This window comes from Microbulbifer maximicatervae (SeqCode), assembly GCF_052467615.1.
In genome coordinates this window covers 4,246,614-4,262,060 of the sequence record NZ_CP174319.1, presented here as the reverse complement: position 1 = coordinate 4,262,060, position 15,447 = coordinate 4,246,614, and the positions used below count along the sequence as shown (strand labels likewise).

The window sequence follows — 15,447 nt, the reverse complement described above, 5'->3', positions numbered from 1 at the left end:
GCTGTTAATCGGGTTGTTGACTGGCTTTCTTGGATTCGGAGGGACTCGGTGTGGAGGCTGGCTTCTTGCGGGGTTTATCACTTTTCTCCGAAGTCTGTTTTGCACTTGTGGGAACTTTGTTAGTAGGGTATTCAACCTTACAGGTACCCTGTCCATTGTCCGATAGCACAATTTCATCCAGGTCATCCATTACCCGAATTGGGCCCGAGTAGAATTTACGCATTCCCTTAATAAAGCCGATCTTGTCAGCTTCAGTAACGGGGGGTGGTATTAGGTGTGTTAAGGCAACCGATTTTACTCCCGCTTTGGTTGCCATCTTGGCAATGTCCAGAGTATTGGAATGGTAGTGGATAATTTGATTTGCCTTCTCATATCGCAAACGAGCGCGACGGTTATCCCCGGTTTGCTTCAGCTTGCTGATGTATTGGGCATAGCTGAGAGCCTCAGAAATCAGTAGATCGGCATCCCGTTCAATTGGCTCTAGCGCATCGAAAACATGGGTATCACCAGTAATGATGACTTTACAGGGGCCAAAACGTATCTCGTAACCAAATGCGGGAAAAACCGGTTCGTGATGTACGGCAAACACAGAGACATAGGTATCCCTGTGGTGCCACACATCTTGTACGACCTCGCTTTGATCCCCGGCAATATTCACTAGGTGGGGAGTGGCGACCGCTAGGACTGGATCGAGAATTCCCTGCCTATTTGCCGATCGAAAAAGGATGTCCGGCCCAAAACTCTTGTTAATTCCATCCAAAATGCGATGGATGCCGTAGGGTCCGTAGACATTAATAGGCGAGTCGGCACCAACAAACCAGGACTCGTTGATCACCATGGCCAAACCACCAAAGTGATCCGAGTGCCAGTGGGTAATAAAAATGGGGTCCAGCTGGGCGAGATTAAGGCCGAGCTGGCCAATTCTTGCTGTAGCTCCTTCGCCGGCATCGACGAGGAATAGTTTCCCACTGCTGCGAATAGCAACGCAGGCGGGATGGCGCAAGTATTGATAGGCTGGATCTGGCGTGCCAGTTCCACAAAAGTAGATGTGCATTTTGCCATCATCTTCCACATAAGGTGGGTAACGCTTCAGAGATTCAGGCTGCTCGGCCAGGCTTGAAATCGCAAAGAACACCCCGAGGGCAAGAGTGGCAAACATATCAACGATCAGTCGCATGGTTTTATAGATTCCAGTCGGTGCGGAAAATACATACCAAGGATATGCAGACATTTTTAAACGTACAAAAAGATGATTAAAAATTTTGGTCAAGTCTGTAGATGACGTGGACTCATGTCTTGTAAAGTATCAGGATTTAGGCTGCTATTAACTTAGTTTGTCATCAGGATTTTTATAGATGGTGGTTGGCTGTCCTTCCAGGCCCGAGTAAAAGAGAATAATAGTTACCGGAGTATCACCATCATTGCGCCCATAATGCCATTTATCGGTAACTTCGATAAATGCCTTACCTGCCCCCAGAGTAAGCGTTTCCTTCTGTCCTGGGAGTACAATGGTTAAAGTGCCCTCTGCTACATAAACACCATTTAGCACTGGATGCTTGTGTACGGGCATCTGTTCACCCACCGGAATAGTAACGCTAAAAATCGTTAATTCCGGTTGCCCCGGTTTCACTTTTGGTAGGGAATGTCCTTCCCAGTCCTTTGTAGAGGAAACTAGTGTTTCAAGCTTTACGTCGTTGGTTTTGTCCTGGCCAAATATATTTTCCGAGATAAATGCAAGTGTCAGAATGGCAAGGAAAAGGAAGTGGCGGCTCATTGAACTTTCCGGCAATCTTATGGAGATTTATGTAATTCTCGTTCAAGAATTAATGCTGTCCAATAAATTCGGGAAAATCTCTACGGACCTACATCGGAGAAAAAATTGGCTTTTAAATGCCCCCTACTGACAAACTGATTACATTTGGCGGAATAGATGCAGGTAACGCCGGCTTACGGGGAGTATTTCCTCCCTATTTAGCAGGGTAATTCGAGCGGTATCTCCGTCCCTTATTACGTGGCGGACGGCCTTTAAATTGACGACAACAGAGCGATGAACCTGGGCAAAGAGTTCGGGGTCAAGTTGGTGGGTTAGATCCTTTAATGGTGTGCGAATACAGGCCTCCAGATTGTTGTTGCCGGATTCGCTCCAGGCTACCAGGGTATACTTCTCATCTGAACGCAAATAGTGCACATCTTCTACCGGTATCATCCGCAATTGCTGGCCTATGGAAGCGCGAATCCAGCGCAGGTATGGTTTGTCTCCCTTGGATTGAAGCTGTCTCGCTAATTGCTCGAACAACTCCTGTTGATGATTGACGGGTTTGCAACTGCTGAGCCTTTCCCTAAGCCGCTCGGCGGTATCGGCGAGCCGCTCAATCTCTACCGGTTTTACCAGGTAGTCCAGTGCACCCTGCCTAAAAGCTTCCACGGCGTAGTTGTCGTATGCGGTAACGAAAACTAAATGGGCCCGACGCCCGATACTCTGGGCTGCCTCAATGCCGGACTTACCCGGCATATGGATATCCAGAAAACAGATATCGGGCTGCTTTTCTTCAAATAGTTCTACGGCTTCACGACCATTGCGGGCCTCCGCAACAACCTTCAGCTCCGGCCAAACACTTTTGAGTTTGCGGACCAAAGACTGGCGCAGCAGTGGTTCGTCGTCAGCTACTAGGGCGGTGGTGGGCGTGGCACTCATATTTGCTCCTCGGCAGGGAATAGCAATTCGGCACAAAGACCTGTGGGCTGTTGGTCGATCAAACGCAAGCCTGCACTATCGCCATAGGTCAGTTGTAGCCGCTCTCTCAAAGTTGCCAACCCTGTCCCGAGACTGTTGGAATTGTCCTGGATGCCGATACCGCTATCGGTGACGGTGGCAATACAGAGGCCCTGTTCCAGCTTTATTTCAATATCAATACGTCCCCCTTCCTCACTGGGGTCTATGCCATGGCGGACGGCATTTTCAACCAGTGACATCAGAGACATGGGCAGGCAAGACTGACTTCGCACCTCGTCATCAGCGTTGATAGAAAATTCCAGGCGATCCGGCATACGCATTTGCATCAGGCCCAGGTAAGCCTGCACCAGAGTTAGCTCTTGCTCGACGGTACTTTGCTCCGACTCAAGTTTCGGTACTGCGGCGCGCAGGTAGGCAATCAGGTTGTTCAGTAGTGCGGGTGCCTGAGGGGATGAAGACTCTACCAGCTCTTGTACATTGGCGAGTGTATTAAATAAGAAGTGTGGGGCCACCTGGGATTGCAATAAACGCAGCCGCGCATTGAGCGCTTGGTGCTCCAGGGCACCCCGCTGCCGTTCAAAAAGTTGCGCCTGCTCTCGTACAGCAATATCCCGCTGGCGCAACAGCGCAGACATAGCGAGCCAGGGCCCGAATAACATGCCGGTCACCGCTATCAGGAGAAAACTCCAGTGTCGGCTGTGGTCCTGCCAAAGTGGAAGTGCCTCCGGTTCTGTCAAGGCAGGAGACAGGATTAGCAGCGATAGTGGAATAGAGATTGCCACACCCACCACCTGTATTACCCAGCGAGGTAATCGTTGAGGCAAGTTGCGCGGCCATTGCTCGAACAGGCAAAAAGTAACCAGTGCTGATATGGCAGCTGTGCTGGTTTGCAGTAGGAGCTCTGTATAAGTACCTTTCCAGCCGAAGCTGAGTAGCAGGGTCCAAAGCAGCGTAGCGAGCAAAACAGTCAGCGACCGCTGCCTGCTGGGTAGCAGTCGCACTTGAGGTGGGTTGGCTGTCGGCGAGTAATTCATGATGGCCGCCTTCGGTTAATTTAGGTGGCCATTCTTACACAGGTCTTACCGTTAAAGCGCTGCCTTACCTTGTAGATGCAGCTTTCTCCGCTGTGCCAACGCATCGACAGAGTAGAGTGCTAGACCCAGCCAGACAAACATAAAGGTGGTGAGCTTTTCTTCGCTGAAAGACTCGCCCAATACCTGGGTGGCGACCACCAGCATCAGTGTGGGGCCGATGTATTGCAGGAAGCCCAGTGTAGATAAGTTGAGCCTGCGCGCGGCGATCGTAAACAGCAGCAGGGGAACCAGGGTAATGGGGCCGGCAAAGAGCAGTAAGCTGTTTAACTCCAGGCTGTTGTTCAGCAAGTTGCTGGTGGGGCTGTCGCTCCAAAACAGGTAGATCACGGCCACTGGCAATATAAAGAGAGTTTCTACTGCGAGGCCGGTAAGGCTTTCCACAGGGGCCTGCTTGCGGGCCAAACCGTATAGCGCAAAGGAGCAGGCCAGGAACAGGGCAATGATCGGTATGCGACCAAACTGCCAAAGCTCATAGGCAATGCCGGTAGCGGCCAGCGCTACAGCGATCCATTGCAGTCGCCGCAGTTTCTCACCCAGGAACAGGACCCCCAGCAAAATATTGATCAGTGGATTAATGTAGTAACCCAGGCTGCCTTCGAGCAAATGGCCGTTATTGATCGCCCAGATAAACACCAGCCAGTTGCCGCCGATCAATACCGTGGTCAGGGCCAGCATCCGCATCTTCTTGCCATCGCGCAGGGTGGCTAGAAAGTCCGGCATTTTGCGTACAATCAGCAGAATACCAATAGCGAGTACCAGCGACCAGATACTGCGGTGGGCAAGGATTTCCGCAGCGGGAATATCCTGTAATTTATTGAAGTACAGTGGCGCCAGCCCCCAAATGAGGAAGGCGGAAATCCCGGCGAGAAGGCCGGTTGAGGCGGAATCATTACTACGCAAGGGAGCACCTGCTGTGGATAACTCTGGCTTTGGTTCAGGGGTGGCACGTGGATGTGGTCACCTGGGCCTGAAGCAAAAGAATAGGTCTGGCCATTGTAGAAGCGGTGGCCGGGGGGGATCAATCTTTTTTACCGCGAGGAAGGCTCCGATTGGCGTGTCATTGGCGGGTATTTGTGGGTACCCGCCAACGACCGAAAGACTTAGAAAAGCACGCGGCAGCGCAGGGTGCCGGGGATACTCTTCAATTTTTCCAGTGCCAGATCAGAATACTCTGCGTCCACATCGATCACTACATAGCCCACTGTTTCATTGGTTTGCAGGAACTGTGCGGAGATATTGATGGCATTTTCTGAGAACACCTGGTTGATGGCGCTCAGTACACCGGGCACATTCTTGTGAATATGCAGCAGGCGGTGGGTATCCAGGTGACCGGGCAGTGCCACTTCTGGGAAGTTCACAGAGCTGGTGGTGGTGCCGTTATCGGAATAGTGAGCGAGTTTCTCCGATACTTCTGTACCGATATTCTCCTGGGCCTCCACAGTGGAGCCACCTACGTGAGGGGTCAGCAGCGCCTTATCGATTCCGCGTAGGGGAGAGACGAATTCGTCGCTGTTGCCACGGGGCTCAACCGGGAAGACATCGATTGCCGCACCGGCCAGGTGATTGCTCTTCAGTGCTTCTGCCAGGGCATCAATATCTACCACAGTGCCGCGAGAGGCGTTGAGGAGAATACTGCCGGGCTTCATCTGCGCGATCTGCTCGGCGCCCATCATCATTTTGGTGGAAGGCAACTCTGGTACGTGCAGGGAGACCACATCGGATTCCGCCAACAATTCCGGAAGTGAGTTTACTTGGGTGGCATTGCCCAGCGGCAACTTGGTAATCACATCGTAGAATCTGACTCGCATCCCGATAGCTTCGGCCATAACAGAAACCTGGGAGCCGATAGCGCCGTAGCCGATAATGCCCAGGGTTTTGCCCCGGGCCTCATATGAGCCCACCGCTGACTTCTGCCAGCCGCCGCGATGACACACAGCATTTTTCTCTGGAATACCGCGCAGCATAAAAATAGTTTCGGCAATAATCAGCTCGGCAACGCTGCGAGTGTTGGAGTAGGGCGCATTAAATACCGCGATACCCAATTCCGTCGCCGCCTGTAAATCCACCTGATTGGTGCCGATGCAAAAACAGCCTACAGCTACCAGTTTGGACGCATGTTCCAACACTTTGCGGGTTAACTGGGTACGCGAGCGAATACCGATAAAGTGCGCATCGGCAATTTTCTCGATCAATTGATCTTCAGGCAGGGAGGTCTTGAGGTACTCCACATTGGTGTAGCCTCGGGAGCTGAGTAAGTCGACGGCGGACTGGTGTACGCCTTCCAGCAACAGGATGCGGATTTTATCTTTTTGCAGGGACTTCTTTTGATCGGAACTGTGCGGAGCCATAAACTATCTCTTCACTGAGTGCGAATAACAGGTGCAAAGTGCTTAGATCACTTCTTCGGGGGTGCCGCAATTTTGGCGAAGGCGCGATCATAGCACATGCAGCCTCCAAGGCTTTATTCGAAATTTCTATCCTAACTATCTTGTTTATCTATGTACCAACATCAATTTACCTGTGGCAGTGAAGTACCGTTTGGTTTGGGGAAGGTTGTCTGTGTGGGGCGCAATTACGCAGACCACGCGGCGGAGTTAAATAATCCGGTGCCAGAAGAACCCCTGCTATTTATCAAGCCGGCAACAGCCGCGGTACCTATGGCAGACGCCATCCATTTACCAGCGGGGCGCGGTAGTTGCCACTTTGAAGGTGAGCTTGCCCTGTTGATTGGTAAGCGCTTGAGTAATGCCAACGTGGCAGAAGTCCCCGGGGCCATTGCTGGCTTGGGCCTCTCCCTGGATTTAACTTTGCGCGACCTCCAAGCGAAGCTGAAAAAAGCGGGACATCCTTGGGAAAAGGCCAAGGGGTTCGATAAGTCATGCCCTCTTTCTCCCTTTGTGAAACTCGATTGGTTGCCGGACTGGGACAAGCTCAGCTATTCCCTATGGCTGAACGGTGAACTGCGCCAGCAGGGTAAAACCGAAAATATGCTGACACCAATTCTCGATCTGGTGGCCTATGTCAGCAGTTACTTTACGCTCGAACCCGGTGATGTGGTTTTGACGGGCACACCGGCGGGAGTGGGCGAATTACACCACGGCGATAATCTGGCGATGCAGTTGGAAGATGATTGGCTGCGTGTGGAAACGCAGGTGGCTTAGTTTAGAATGACTTCAGCCCTTTGATTTGTGATCACATTTTCGATATAACCGGGAAAACTATCTCCAAATTAAATGAGGTGTGTCATGTCAGCGAAAAATAATATCCCCCAAAACCTGCAGGAATGGCAGGCTCTGGCGGCCTCACTGAAGATCGAGGGCCGTGCCTTTATCAATGGCAGCTATGTCGATGCCCTCTCCGGTGAAACTCGCGCCACTTTTAATCCCGCAAATGGTGAAGAGCTGGCGCAAATTGCCAGTTGCGGTCCAAATGACGCGGACTTGGTGGTAAAGGTGGCTCGGGAAACCTTTGAGTCTGGCGTCTGGTCGAAAATGCCGCCAATGCAGCGCAAAAAAATTATGGTGCGCTTTGCAGAGTTGATTGAAGAGAACCTGGTGGAAATTGCCCTGCTCGAGAGCCTCGATGCGGGTAAGCCGATTGGCGATACCATGGCCGTGGATGTCCCTGGAGCGGCCACTACGATTCGCTGGAGCGGTGAAGCAATCGACAAGATTTACGATGAAGTGGCCCCGACCGGCCCCGGTGAGCTGGGCTTGGTTACCCGTATGCCCCTGGGGGTGGTGGCCGCCATTGTGCCCTGGAACTTCCCTTTATCCACTACCGCTTGGAAACTGGGGCCGGCCCTGGCCACCGGCAACAGCGTTATCCTGAAGCCCGCGTCTAACACACCGCTGACCGCGATTAAGCTGGCGGGCCTGGCTAAGGAAGCGGGCCTGCCAGATGGTGTGTTAAATGTGCTACCGGGGCCGGGAAGTAGCTTGGGCAAGGCCTTGGGCCTGCATATGGATATCGATTGCCTGACCTTTACGGGTTCCACCGAAGTAGGCAAAACCCTGACCGAATACTCAGGTCAGTCCAACCTCAAGCGTACTTTCCTTGAGCTCGGCGGTAAAAGCCCGAATATTGTATTTGCCGATGCAGATCTGGATAAGGCGGCCGAAGCGGCGGCTTTGGCCATTTTCTACAACCAGGGAGAGACCTGCACCGCCGGATCACGTCTGTTGGTAGAAAAATCTATTGCCGATGAATTTATTCAAAAGGTGGCTAAAGCTGCAGAGTGCTTTAAGCCTGGGCATCCGCAAAACCCAAGTACCCGTATGGGTGCCCTGATCGATCGCAGCCAGTTTGATACGGTTGAATTTTACGTGGCCAAGGGCCTGGAGCAGGGTGCGCAATTGGTTTGCGGCGGCAAACCGGTAGATGAAGTAGCAGGCGGTTACTACTATGAGCCAACGGTATTTCGCGGTGTCACCGGTGACATGACGATCGCCCGTGAAGAAATCTTTGGCCCGGTACTGTCTGTTATCGAGTTCGAGACAGGGGAAGAAGCACTCGCCATTGCCAACGACTCAATCTACGGCCTGGCGGCGGGTATCTGGACCAATAACCTGGGGCGTGCACACCGTATGGCCCGGGATATATACGCCGGCTCTGTTTGGGTAAATAACTATTTTGGCGGTGATATCACCGTACCATTTGGCGGTTTTAAGCAGTCTGGAAATGGCCGCGATAAGTCGCTACACGCGCTGGATAAGTATTGTGAACTCAAGTCCACCTGGATTGATTTGAGTTAGCTTCTCAGCTTAGAGGGCCGGATTCCCGGTCCTCATGCATTTTTCCCACTCACCCCGGAATTTCCACTAGACATACAGGGCTCCGGTGTAGTCAGTATTTATCTCCCTCTACCTTCATACCAGCTGCCGGATCGCCGCGCAGTGGATTTTCTGGCGTGAATTATCTAGTCAGCTATACCTAACTTATTGCCCTGAGAAAAGTTTGGGGCGACATTTTCAGGATATGAGTATTCCAGTTCACGAGTTTTATAGCGTGTAGGGGTGCTGATTTGAACAAAACTACCGTTCTATTCGTGGCTTTAAGTGCCATTGGTGCGACCTATGCCCATGCTGAAAAAGCGCCAATTTTTGGCGAAATAGCAGGGCTTGTTAGCGCAGAAAAAATTTATACGAGTATGTCTCACAATAACAATCTCAAGCAGAGGCAAAGAGAGTGGATCAGGCTATTTGTCAATCGTGGTGATCAAGTCAGAAAAGGGCAGAAAATTGCTGAGCATCGCAATAGAAAAGGAAAAGTTGTCCTTGAATATATTGCCAATCGCTCAGGCAGAATTCTATTGAACAGCCGTTCAGCAGTTGACTCCGTAGAGTCTATTCTGGAGATCATTACGGTTGGAGAAGAAAAATACTGTGAATATGAAAATTGTGGTTTGATCGGTGTGCGCTGAGAATTTTCAGGGATTGCCGGCTTAGCAGAAACCGGGTTTGTTTGCAGATTAATAGCTGTGTAATCTGGGGATTCCTGATATTTGTGCGGCCCAATTATGAAACTTATTTATACCCATGAAAACCGCTTGTTGGTTGAGTTGGCAAAGAGTCGACTTGAAGTTGCGGGAATAAAAACACGATTAAAAAATGAATATGCCCAGGGGGCTACTGGTGAATTAGCCCCCAACCAGGTTTGGCCAGAATTATGGTTAGAGCGTGACCGCGATTTGGAGCGGGCACGACAGGTCCTGGCTGAGGCTGAGGTGGATTCGAATAGCTGGTTCTGCCAGGCATGTGGGGAAGATAACGGTGCAGCTTTTGATTACTGCTGGCAATGTGGAGAACCCAAGCCAGCAGGAGCTGACTAAAGCGGAATTTTGTGGGTCGCATATCACAATGCAAGTACTTCTCAACATTGATGTCGATGACTTAAACCGGGCGATCAATTTTTATCGAGATGCATTTGGCCTCTACGAAGGTCGCCGCCTGGGAACGGATATGATTGAGATGCTCGGTGGCACAGTGCCTATATTTCTACAGCAAAGGGATTCGGGGATCTGGCCGATAAACAGTAAAAAAAATATGGGTAGCTATGATCGGCACTGGACGCCGGTAAATATGGATATTGTTGTAGAGGATTTGCTTCTGGTAATAGAGCAGGTGGTCGATGCTGGTGGACAGATACAGGGTGAAATCCAGCAAAAAGAATGGGGAGTTAAGGCTTCATTAACTGATCCCTTTGGAAATGAGTTCTGTCTGGTACAGTTTGATGGCAGTGGTTATGATACTATCAGCTTGTAAGAGAGTAGCTATTTAAATACTTAAACCTATCACCTTTCAATTAATATGATCTTTTTATCTTAACTCATGAATTCATGGCTTTTTTGATGATTAAAGTATGGATTATGTAGTGATAATTCGTAAAAGATTTACAGGTGTCTTATGACTGTTACGTCCCATGGTGTGTCTATCGGTTTGGAACAGAAATCCGATTATATTTTCCTTACTGTGAAGGCCCGTGGTAAGTTGACCCATGATGATTACGAAGCCATGGTGCCAATGTTGACCGCGGCAATAGAAAAAGTTGAGCACCCAAAGATAAACGTATTTATGGATGCTCGAGAATTGGAGGGGTGGGAGCCTCGGGCGGCCTGGGATGATTTTAAGTTGGGTATTGAATACGGCCGGGAGTTTAACCGGGTTGCCGTACTTTCAGATAAACGCTGGCTAAAAGTCGCCGGAAAAGTAGGTAGCTGGTTTATTGGTGGTGAATATCGAACATTTGAATCAGAAACTGAGGCGAAAGCTTGGCTGGAGGAAGATACCTAGATTTTGAAGTGATAAAGCCAGAATAGAAAAATAAAGTATTTGTCCATTAAAGGCTTATTAAATAATAAATTATATAAGGATTAGACCGTATGTTTGAGTGGATAGCCAGCCCTGAGGCCTGGATAGCATTGGCCACGTTGGCGGCGCTGGAGATAGTGCTGGGCATCGATAATATTATCTTTATCTCCATTTTGGTTGGACGGTTGCCTCCAAAACAGAGAGAGCCCGCGCGCTTTATTGGTCTTACCCTGGCAATGGTGACCCGGTTGGCTCTGCTTTTCTCTATTGTATGGATTATGGGCTTGGTCGAGCCACTATTTAGCATCTATGGCATGGAAATTTCAGGTCGCGATATTATTTTGGTTGGCGGAGGGCTGTTCCTAATCGCTAAAGCTACCCATGAAATTCACAATAGTCTCGAGGGTGAAGAGGAGAGTGCATCCTCGCTCGGCAGTGCGGGATTTTGGATGGTGCTACTACAAATTGCACTATTGGATATTGTCTTTTCCTTGGATTCTGTAATTACCGCTGTCGGATTGGTCGACGAGATCTCAATCATGGCAATAGCGATTATTCTGGCGGTAATCGTTATGTTGGTAGCGGCTAAACCAATCGGGGATTTTGTTGATCGTCATCCTACCGTGAAAATGTTGGCACTATCCTTCTTAATTATGGTGGGCTTAACTCTGGTGGTTGAAGGGTTTGATGTCCATGTACCTAAGGGATATATCTACTTTGCCATGGCGTTTTCAATGGCTGTGGAGTTCCTCAATTTGCGTATGCGCAGCAAGAAAATCCGTAAGACCCCACCGGTAAGGTTACATCACGCTCTACGTGAAGATAGTTAATATAGTGAGAGGGTGGAGGTGTTCCTCCACCCCGGATTACTGTCTGGTTTGCAATAGTACCCTTAGTTACTATTTTTAAGCTTCAATATTAAGTAAGTAAGGCCCAGCGCGAGAGTGGCAGTAGATAATCCCAAAAGTTCGCCAGCATTGACCTTATCCAGATCTAAAATAATAAATTTTCTGGATAAAGCCAAAATAGCAATAAGTACGACAACTTTGGTTTGAATAATACTCTGTTGACGTGTAACTACATATTGAAGTGTATGGCTAAATTCCAGTGCAATCAGTAAAGTAATAATCTCGCCAAATATTGTTTGAAATACTTTGTGGTCCAGAGGGTCCTGCATGCCCACCAGTAACATATTGTATACAGAATATCCCAATCGACTGATCGCGACTATTACGATTACAACAATAATAAAAGTCAAAATTAAGGCAATCAGGCTTTCAAATTTTCGATAGTAGTTGTGAATTGCCTTATCTGTAATCGAAGTTTTTTCTTCTGGGCTGTCCATGCCTTACTTCTCGTTAAACTCATAAAATTAAAGCTAGTTTCTGTCAGTGAGCTTCTTAATCCAATCCTGATTTAATTTCCTGTTTTAGTAATGAAATTACCTTGCTACTTAGCGGCATCATTCGATGTAGTATCACTGGAACTTCGTAGGATGTTCCCAAGCCCAGGATAGCACTACTATGGGGCATAATGGTTATGTCATAGGGTGTCCAGATTGAAGCCGGCTCGGTAACCTCCAATTTTTGAATGCCTAAGTTCAACGCGCGTAAAAAATCACTGCCGATCCGCAATTGTTTCCCACCTTTGTAAGGAAGAAAGTTTGCCCAGTAACTACCATGGTGAGGAGAGGAAATTGATATAAATTTATGCACCCGCTCCAAACCATTAAGGGCTTGTAAATAATACCGAGCGATTATCCCTCCCATGCTGAATCCCACCAGGGTACAGGTAGTTTCTTTATCTACGATGTGTTCCAATTTTGCGAGAAGCTGGGACGAAAGGTGTTCCATACCATGCCAGCCGGAGTTATAGCGTAGGTGGATATAGTGTACGTCATAATTTTCGGCAGCTAATTCGTGCTGCATTCTAAGTAAGGAGGTTCCTCGATCAAAAATTCCAGGTATTAAAAGAACAGTTCGGCTTTTACGTTTCATTCTTGTCGCAGGAGAAGTGATGCGTTAGGAAAAGCTTCAATCGCAATAGTTATTTGTCTGCCAAAAACTATTGGAAGCTTGATAGAGAAGTGTAGTTGCAGAACTATTGTTGGATGCCACAAAGTAACAAAGTAGTCTCAAGGGATAAGTTGGAATGCCGGCAACTATGTCTTTTATTTATATAGATGCCGGTATCTAAAATAGAAAAATAATTCAAGCGTCTATTTGAGGGTTTCCAAATAGAAATATTAATATTTCATCGAGTCTAGAATTCCATGATTTCTCATCATGGGCATGACCCTCAAATACTTGGGTTTGCCAATTTGAAGAGGAATACCCTTTCTGGCGCATAATTTTATCCACAGTCCGTTGCAGAGGTGGGTAATAAGCATCCAGGGTTTCTGTACCATGGTCAAAATAAAATCGGTGACTTCCAGGCCTAGGTAAATTTGCCTCTAGATAGTCGCGAATAGCCTCAGCTATCGGTAGTTTATCGTCGGGGTTAACCCCTGGCCAATGGGTGGATATAGCTGCAGCCGTAGAGAACACTTCGGGGTACTCTGTGACCGCATAGAGTGATATTAATCCCCCCATACTCGCGCCGGCAATAAAGGTGTCGCTGGGATCACCACTCACAGCGTAATGACTATCAATATAGGGTTTAACCTTGGTCACCAAAAATTGTAAGTAAAGATCTCCACGCAATTCGGCTTGGTTAAATGGATGTTGGACCTGTGAAGCTTCTTTAGGTAAAAAACTCCAAGCTTTCTGGGGGAAGTAGTCACCGTGGCGAAGTGTCTCAATGTTATCGATAGCGACAACTATGAAGGGACGTACCTTCTTTTCTGCTATTAACCGAGAGGCGACTTCATCCATGCCCCACTCCTGACCATTCCAGGTGGTTTTACTGTCGAACAGCATCTGTCCATCGTGCATATAAAGGACGGCATAGGGTTTCTGTGTAGGATATTGATCAGGCAGCCATACATGAATTGGGCGCTCAGCAAGTCCTTCCAGTGTCAGGGAGGGCAGTGTTTCAAGCTTTCCTGCCGATACTTGTACTTCTTTAGGGGGTTCTTCAGCTTTACACGGTGGTATTAGACTGAAAAGAATACCGAATAATAAGGTCTTATAGATATCCATAGCGCCCTGCCTTTGGGGTGTAGATAAAGTTCTACTCTATCTATAAAACCAGTGGCAGGGCTCCTCCCCCTAAGGGGCTGACTTTGGTGTTGAGCCTTCTTTAGAAATAACTGCGGACATCCCAGGTTTCACGTTTATCATCCAATTCGAGCATCGGTCTCATTATAGAGCTATGCCCTTGTCCACCTAGAACGAAAACTTTGGTACCCGGTTGGGCGACGGCTTGGATATTGGCATACATACGGAAGTTTCTGGACCACCATTTGGAGGATAGATCGGCCCCTATAAAGTTATCACCTTGGCCAACGTCATTGAGCATTATATAGGAGCCTAGGTTTACTTTGTCTTCGGCGGGGTCATTGTGTTTATCAAGAGCTTGCTCCAAGGTTGATGAGGCATACAAGTCATTGAAGCGTTTTCCCCAGGCTTCAAGGTAATCATCTATCAACTTTTTCCTCTCGGGAGAACTCTTCTCCAGATAGGATAAAAGCTCGCCGTAAGGAAGATCCTGATCCGAATCATAGCAATTTACTTTTGATAGGCCCGCCTTCTTGGCTACCCTAAATCCCAGTTGTTCGCTTTCTCCTATATTTAACTTATGCTCACCTTTAATATATTTGGCAAAGCGAAGGTTCATTTTGCTTTCGTCATTGGTGTGACATTCCAGAAGAACATGTGTTGGTGAGTCAGTGGCAATCCGTGAGGATAAGTCTTCCAAATAGTTTTGATTTTCTTCGGTATAAACATTAATAACTTGTGTTTTCACCATATCCTTACCGGGGTTGCTAAAATGAAAACTACCAAAAAGCATAACCTGTGCGGGCTCTGTATTTTTTACTGGATCCGCATAGGCATCCAGGCCAATAAGCCCCAAAGAAAGTATAATTGAGCCAGAGATTTGTCTTGCTATGTTTTTCATTAAATATCCTTATTTTATTATTTAGTTTCTATAGGTTGCCTAATTGCCGTACGAAATGAATAGCTCTGAATTTGATATTAATGGATGGATTCAAAATTGAATACTATAAATTAATCGTATCTACTTATAACAAAGTTAATAGAGTGATTTTTCTGATCTGAAAGTTTTTATGGTCGAGTTAATACGATGAGGCTTGAGAACTCAGGGCTATTTTAGTAATAACCCCAAGTTGGTACGGTATCATTGTTAATGTATGTTTACTTAAGTACCACTTCTTAATCTGGTCACTTCAACATCTGCATTACGCATTTTAGCGGAATGGGCTACTTCCTTGCTGACAATAGTCTTTCCTATCGGAGAGAGTGAAATTGCCGCAAGCTTAAGGTGCTGTAAACCAAAAGGTATACCAATAATGGTAATAAAACAGGCAATAGCATGCAGAAGGTGGCCAATAGCAAGCCAGATACCAGCCAATAGGAACCAGATAATATTTCCGACTAAACCAAAGCCGCTTGTCCCAATATCACCGCGCAGGGTGAGTTCTTCTCGGGAAATTGCCTCCTTGCCGAAAGGGAAAAAGGAAAATTTGCCGATTACAAAGCAGGCTCTTCCCCAGGGAATACCAATAATACTGATAAAGGCAATCAGCGAGCAAAACCACCAGCAGAGTCCCATAAAGACACCGCCAAGGATAAACCAGAGGAAATTTCCAAGTGTTCGCATAACTACCCCTACCAATTCGGTAAAATTT

Annotated in this window: 18 protein-coding genes; 7 read left to right on the top strand and 11 right to left on the bottom strand. The window is 48.0% G+C overall.

Annotated features, from left to right (window positions below; all coding sequences use genetic code 11):
• Positions 1 to 4 precede the first annotated feature (4 nt).
• The 6 genes from ACJJIM_RS18735 to serA form a co-directional block, all read right to left on the bottom strand.
• A complete protein-coding gene (locus ACJJIM_RS18735) occupies positions 5 to 1,177 on the bottom strand; it encodes an MBL fold metallo-hydrolase (protein ID WP_444911718.1) in 1,173 nt (390 codons plus the stop codon).
• Between the two features lie 147 nt (positions 1,178 to 1,324).
• A complete protein-coding gene (locus tag ACJJIM_RS18730) occupies positions 1,325 to 1,774 on the bottom strand; it encodes a cupin domain-containing protein (RefSeq protein ID WP_444911717.1) in 450 nt (149 codons plus the stop codon).
• A 138-nt stretch (positions 1,775 to 1,912) separates the two neighbouring features.
• On the bottom strand, positions 1,913 to 2,695 hold the full coding sequence (locus ACJJIM_RS18725; RefSeq protein WP_444911716.1) for a LytR/AlgR family response regulator transcription factor: 783 nt from the start codon (positions 2,693 to 2,695) through the stop codon (positions 1,913 to 1,915).
• A complete protein-coding gene (locus ACJJIM_RS18720) occupies positions 2,692 to 3,768 on the bottom strand; it encodes a sensor histidine kinase (protein ID WP_444911715.1) in 1,077 nt (358 codons plus the stop codon). Before ACJJIM_RS18720 ends, ACJJIM_RS18725 begins: the two co-directional genes overlap by 4 nt.
• Positions 3,769 to 3,819: 51 nt before the next feature.
• A complete protein-coding gene (gene rarD, locus ACJJIM_RS18715) occupies positions 3,820 to 4,728 on the bottom strand; it encodes an EamA family transporter RarD (RefSeq protein ID WP_108734831.1) in 909 nt (302 codons plus the stop codon).
• Between the two features lie 200 nt (positions 4,729 to 4,928).
• Entirely contained in the window at positions 4,929 to 6,176 is a 1,248-nt protein-coding gene (gene serA / locus ACJJIM_RS18710; protein ID WP_413663649.1) for a phosphoglycerate dehydrogenase, read from the bottom strand.
• Positions 6,177 to 6,326: 150 nt separating this feature from the next.
• On the opposite strand from serA, the gene ACJJIM_RS18705 reads away from it, so the two are divergent.
• The 7 genes from ACJJIM_RS18705 to ACJJIM_RS18675 all read left to right on the top strand — a co-directional run bounded on the left by ACJJIM_RS18705 (position 6,327) and on the right by ACJJIM_RS18675 (position 11,467).
• A complete protein-coding gene (locus tag ACJJIM_RS18705; protein ID WP_413663648.1) occupies positions 6,327 to 6,989 on the top strand; it encodes a fumarylacetoacetate hydrolase family protein in 663 nt (220 codons plus the stop codon).
• A gap of 84 nt (positions 6,990 to 7,073) precedes the next feature.
• Positions 7,074 to 8,582: an aldehyde dehydrogenase gene (locus ACJJIM_RS18700; protein WP_444911714.1), complete on the top strand. Its 1,509-nt coding sequence runs from the start codon at positions 7,074 to 7,076 to the stop codon at positions 8,580 to 8,582.
• 269 nt (positions 8,583 to 8,851) lie between these two features.
• Positions 8,852 to 9,250, top strand: coding sequence for a hypothetical protein (locus ACJJIM_RS18695; protein ID WP_413663646.1), 399 nt, complete (start codon positions 8,852 to 8,854; stop codon positions 9,248 to 9,250).
• 96 nt (positions 9,251 to 9,346) lie between these two features.
• A complete protein-coding gene (locus ACJJIM_RS18690) occupies positions 9,347 to 9,658 on the top strand; it encodes a putative signal transducing protein (protein ID WP_444895823.1) in 312 nt (103 codons plus the stop codon).
• Complete coding sequence (locus ACJJIM_RS18685; protein ID WP_444911713.1) at positions 9,600 to 10,091, top strand: VOC family protein; 492 nt, start codon at positions 9,600 to 9,602, stop codon at positions 10,089 to 10,091. Before ACJJIM_RS18690 ends, ACJJIM_RS18685 begins: the two co-directional genes overlap by 59 nt.
• A gap of 141 nt (positions 10,092 to 10,232) precedes the next feature.
• Positions 10,233 to 10,619, top strand: coding sequence for an STAS/SEC14 domain-containing protein (locus tag ACJJIM_RS18680; protein ID WP_444911712.1), 387 nt, complete (start codon positions 10,233 to 10,235; stop codon positions 10,617 to 10,619).
• 89 nt (positions 10,620 to 10,708) lie between these two features.
• Positions 10,709 to 11,467, top strand: a complete 759-nt coding sequence (locus tag ACJJIM_RS18675; RefSeq protein WP_444911711.1) for a TerC family protein — start codon at positions 10,709 to 10,711, stop codon at positions 11,465 to 11,467.
• Between the two features lie 62 nt (positions 11,468 to 11,529).
• Here ACJJIM_RS18675 and ACJJIM_RS18670 read toward each other — a convergent pair whose 3' ends face one another.
• From ACJJIM_RS18670 to ACJJIM_RS18650, 5 genes are all read right to left on the bottom strand, one after another.
• Complete coding sequence (locus ACJJIM_RS18670) at positions 11,530 to 11,982, bottom strand: phosphate-starvation-inducible PsiE family protein (RefSeq protein ID WP_282930894.1); 453 nt, start codon at positions 11,980 to 11,982, stop codon at positions 11,530 to 11,532.
• A gap of 55 nt (positions 11,983 to 12,037) precedes the next feature.
• The gene (locus ACJJIM_RS18665) at positions 12,038 to 12,634 is read right to left on the bottom strand and encodes a lipase family alpha/beta hydrolase (protein WP_444911710.1); all 597 of its coding nucleotides are present in this window, start codon (positions 12,632 to 12,634) and stop codon (positions 12,038 to 12,040) included.
• Between the two features lie 213 nt (positions 12,635 to 12,847).
• Entirely contained in the window at positions 12,848 to 13,777 is a 930-nt protein-coding gene (locus tag ACJJIM_RS18660) for an alpha/beta hydrolase (RefSeq protein WP_444911709.1), read from the bottom strand.
• 100 nt (positions 13,778 to 13,877) lie between these two features.
• Complete coding sequence (locus tag ACJJIM_RS18655; protein WP_413663639.1) at positions 13,878 to 14,696, bottom strand: DUF5694 domain-containing protein; 819 nt, start codon at positions 14,694 to 14,696, stop codon at positions 13,878 to 13,880.
• Positions 14,697 to 14,957: 261 nt separating this feature from the next.
• A complete protein-coding gene (locus ACJJIM_RS18650) occupies positions 14,958 to 15,419 on the bottom strand; it encodes a YccF domain-containing protein (RefSeq protein WP_444911708.1) in 462 nt (153 codons plus the stop codon).
• Positions 15,420 to 15,447 lie beyond the last annotated feature (28 nt).

Bases quoted from the DNA above. Each gene is read 5' to 3' on its own strand.
- ACJJIM_RS18675 (WP_444911711.1), top strand. From the start codon at position 10,709: ATGTTTGAGTGGATAGCCAGCCCTGAGGCCTGGATAGCATTGGCCACG.
- ACJJIM_RS18690 (WP_444895823.1), top strand. From the start codon at position 9,347: ATGAAACTTATTTATACCCATGAAAACCGCTTGTTGGTTGAGTTGGCA.
- ACJJIM_RS18700 (WP_444911714.1), top strand. From the start codon at position 7,074: ATGTCAGCGAAAAATAATATCCCCCAAAACCTGCAGGAATGGCAGGCT.
- ACJJIM_RS18680 (WP_444911712.1), top strand. From the start codon at position 10,233: ATGACTGTTACGTCCCATGGTGTGTCTATCGGTTTGGAACAGAAATCC.
- ACJJIM_RS18670 (WP_282930894.1), bottom strand. From the start codon at position 11,982: ATGGACAGCCCAGAAGAAAAAACTTCGATTACAGATAAGGCAATTCAC.
- ACJJIM_RS18735 (WP_444911718.1), bottom strand. From the start codon at position 1,177: ATGCGACTGATCGTTGATATGTTTGCCACTCTTGCCCTCGGGGTGTTC.
- ACJJIM_RS18665 (WP_444911710.1), bottom strand. From the start codon at position 12,634: ATGAAACGTAAAAGCCGAACTGTTCTTTTAATACCTGGAATTTTTGAT.
- ACJJIM_RS18705 (WP_413663648.1), top strand. From the start codon at position 6,327: ATGTACCAACATCAATTTACCTGTGGCAGTGAAGTACCGTTTGGTTTG.
- ACJJIM_RS18725 (WP_444911716.1), bottom strand. From the start codon at position 2,695: ATGAGTGCCACGCCCACCACCGCCCTAGTAGCTGACGACGAACCACTG.
- ACJJIM_RS18730 (WP_444911717.1), bottom strand. From the start codon at position 1,774: ATGAGCCGCCACTTCCTTTTCCTTGCCATTCTGACACTTGCATTTATC.
- ACJJIM_RS18650 (WP_444911708.1), bottom strand. From the start codon at position 15,419: ATGCGAACACTTGGAAATTTCCTCTGGTTTATCCTTGGCGGTGTCTTT.
- serA (WP_413663649.1), bottom strand. From the start codon at position 6,176: ATGGCTCCGCACAGTTCCGATCAAAAGAAGTCCCTGCAAAAAGATAAA.
- ACJJIM_RS18655 (WP_413663639.1), bottom strand. From the start codon at position 14,696: ATGAAAAACATAGCAAGACAAATCTCTGGCTCAATTATACTTTCTTTG.
- ACJJIM_RS18720 (WP_444911715.1), bottom strand. From the start codon at position 3,768: ATGAATTACTCGCCGACAGCCAACCCACCTCAAGTGCGACTGCTACCC.
- ACJJIM_RS18660 (WP_444911709.1), bottom strand. From the start codon at position 13,777: ATGGATATCTATAAGACCTTATTATTCGGTATTCTTTTCAGTCTAATA.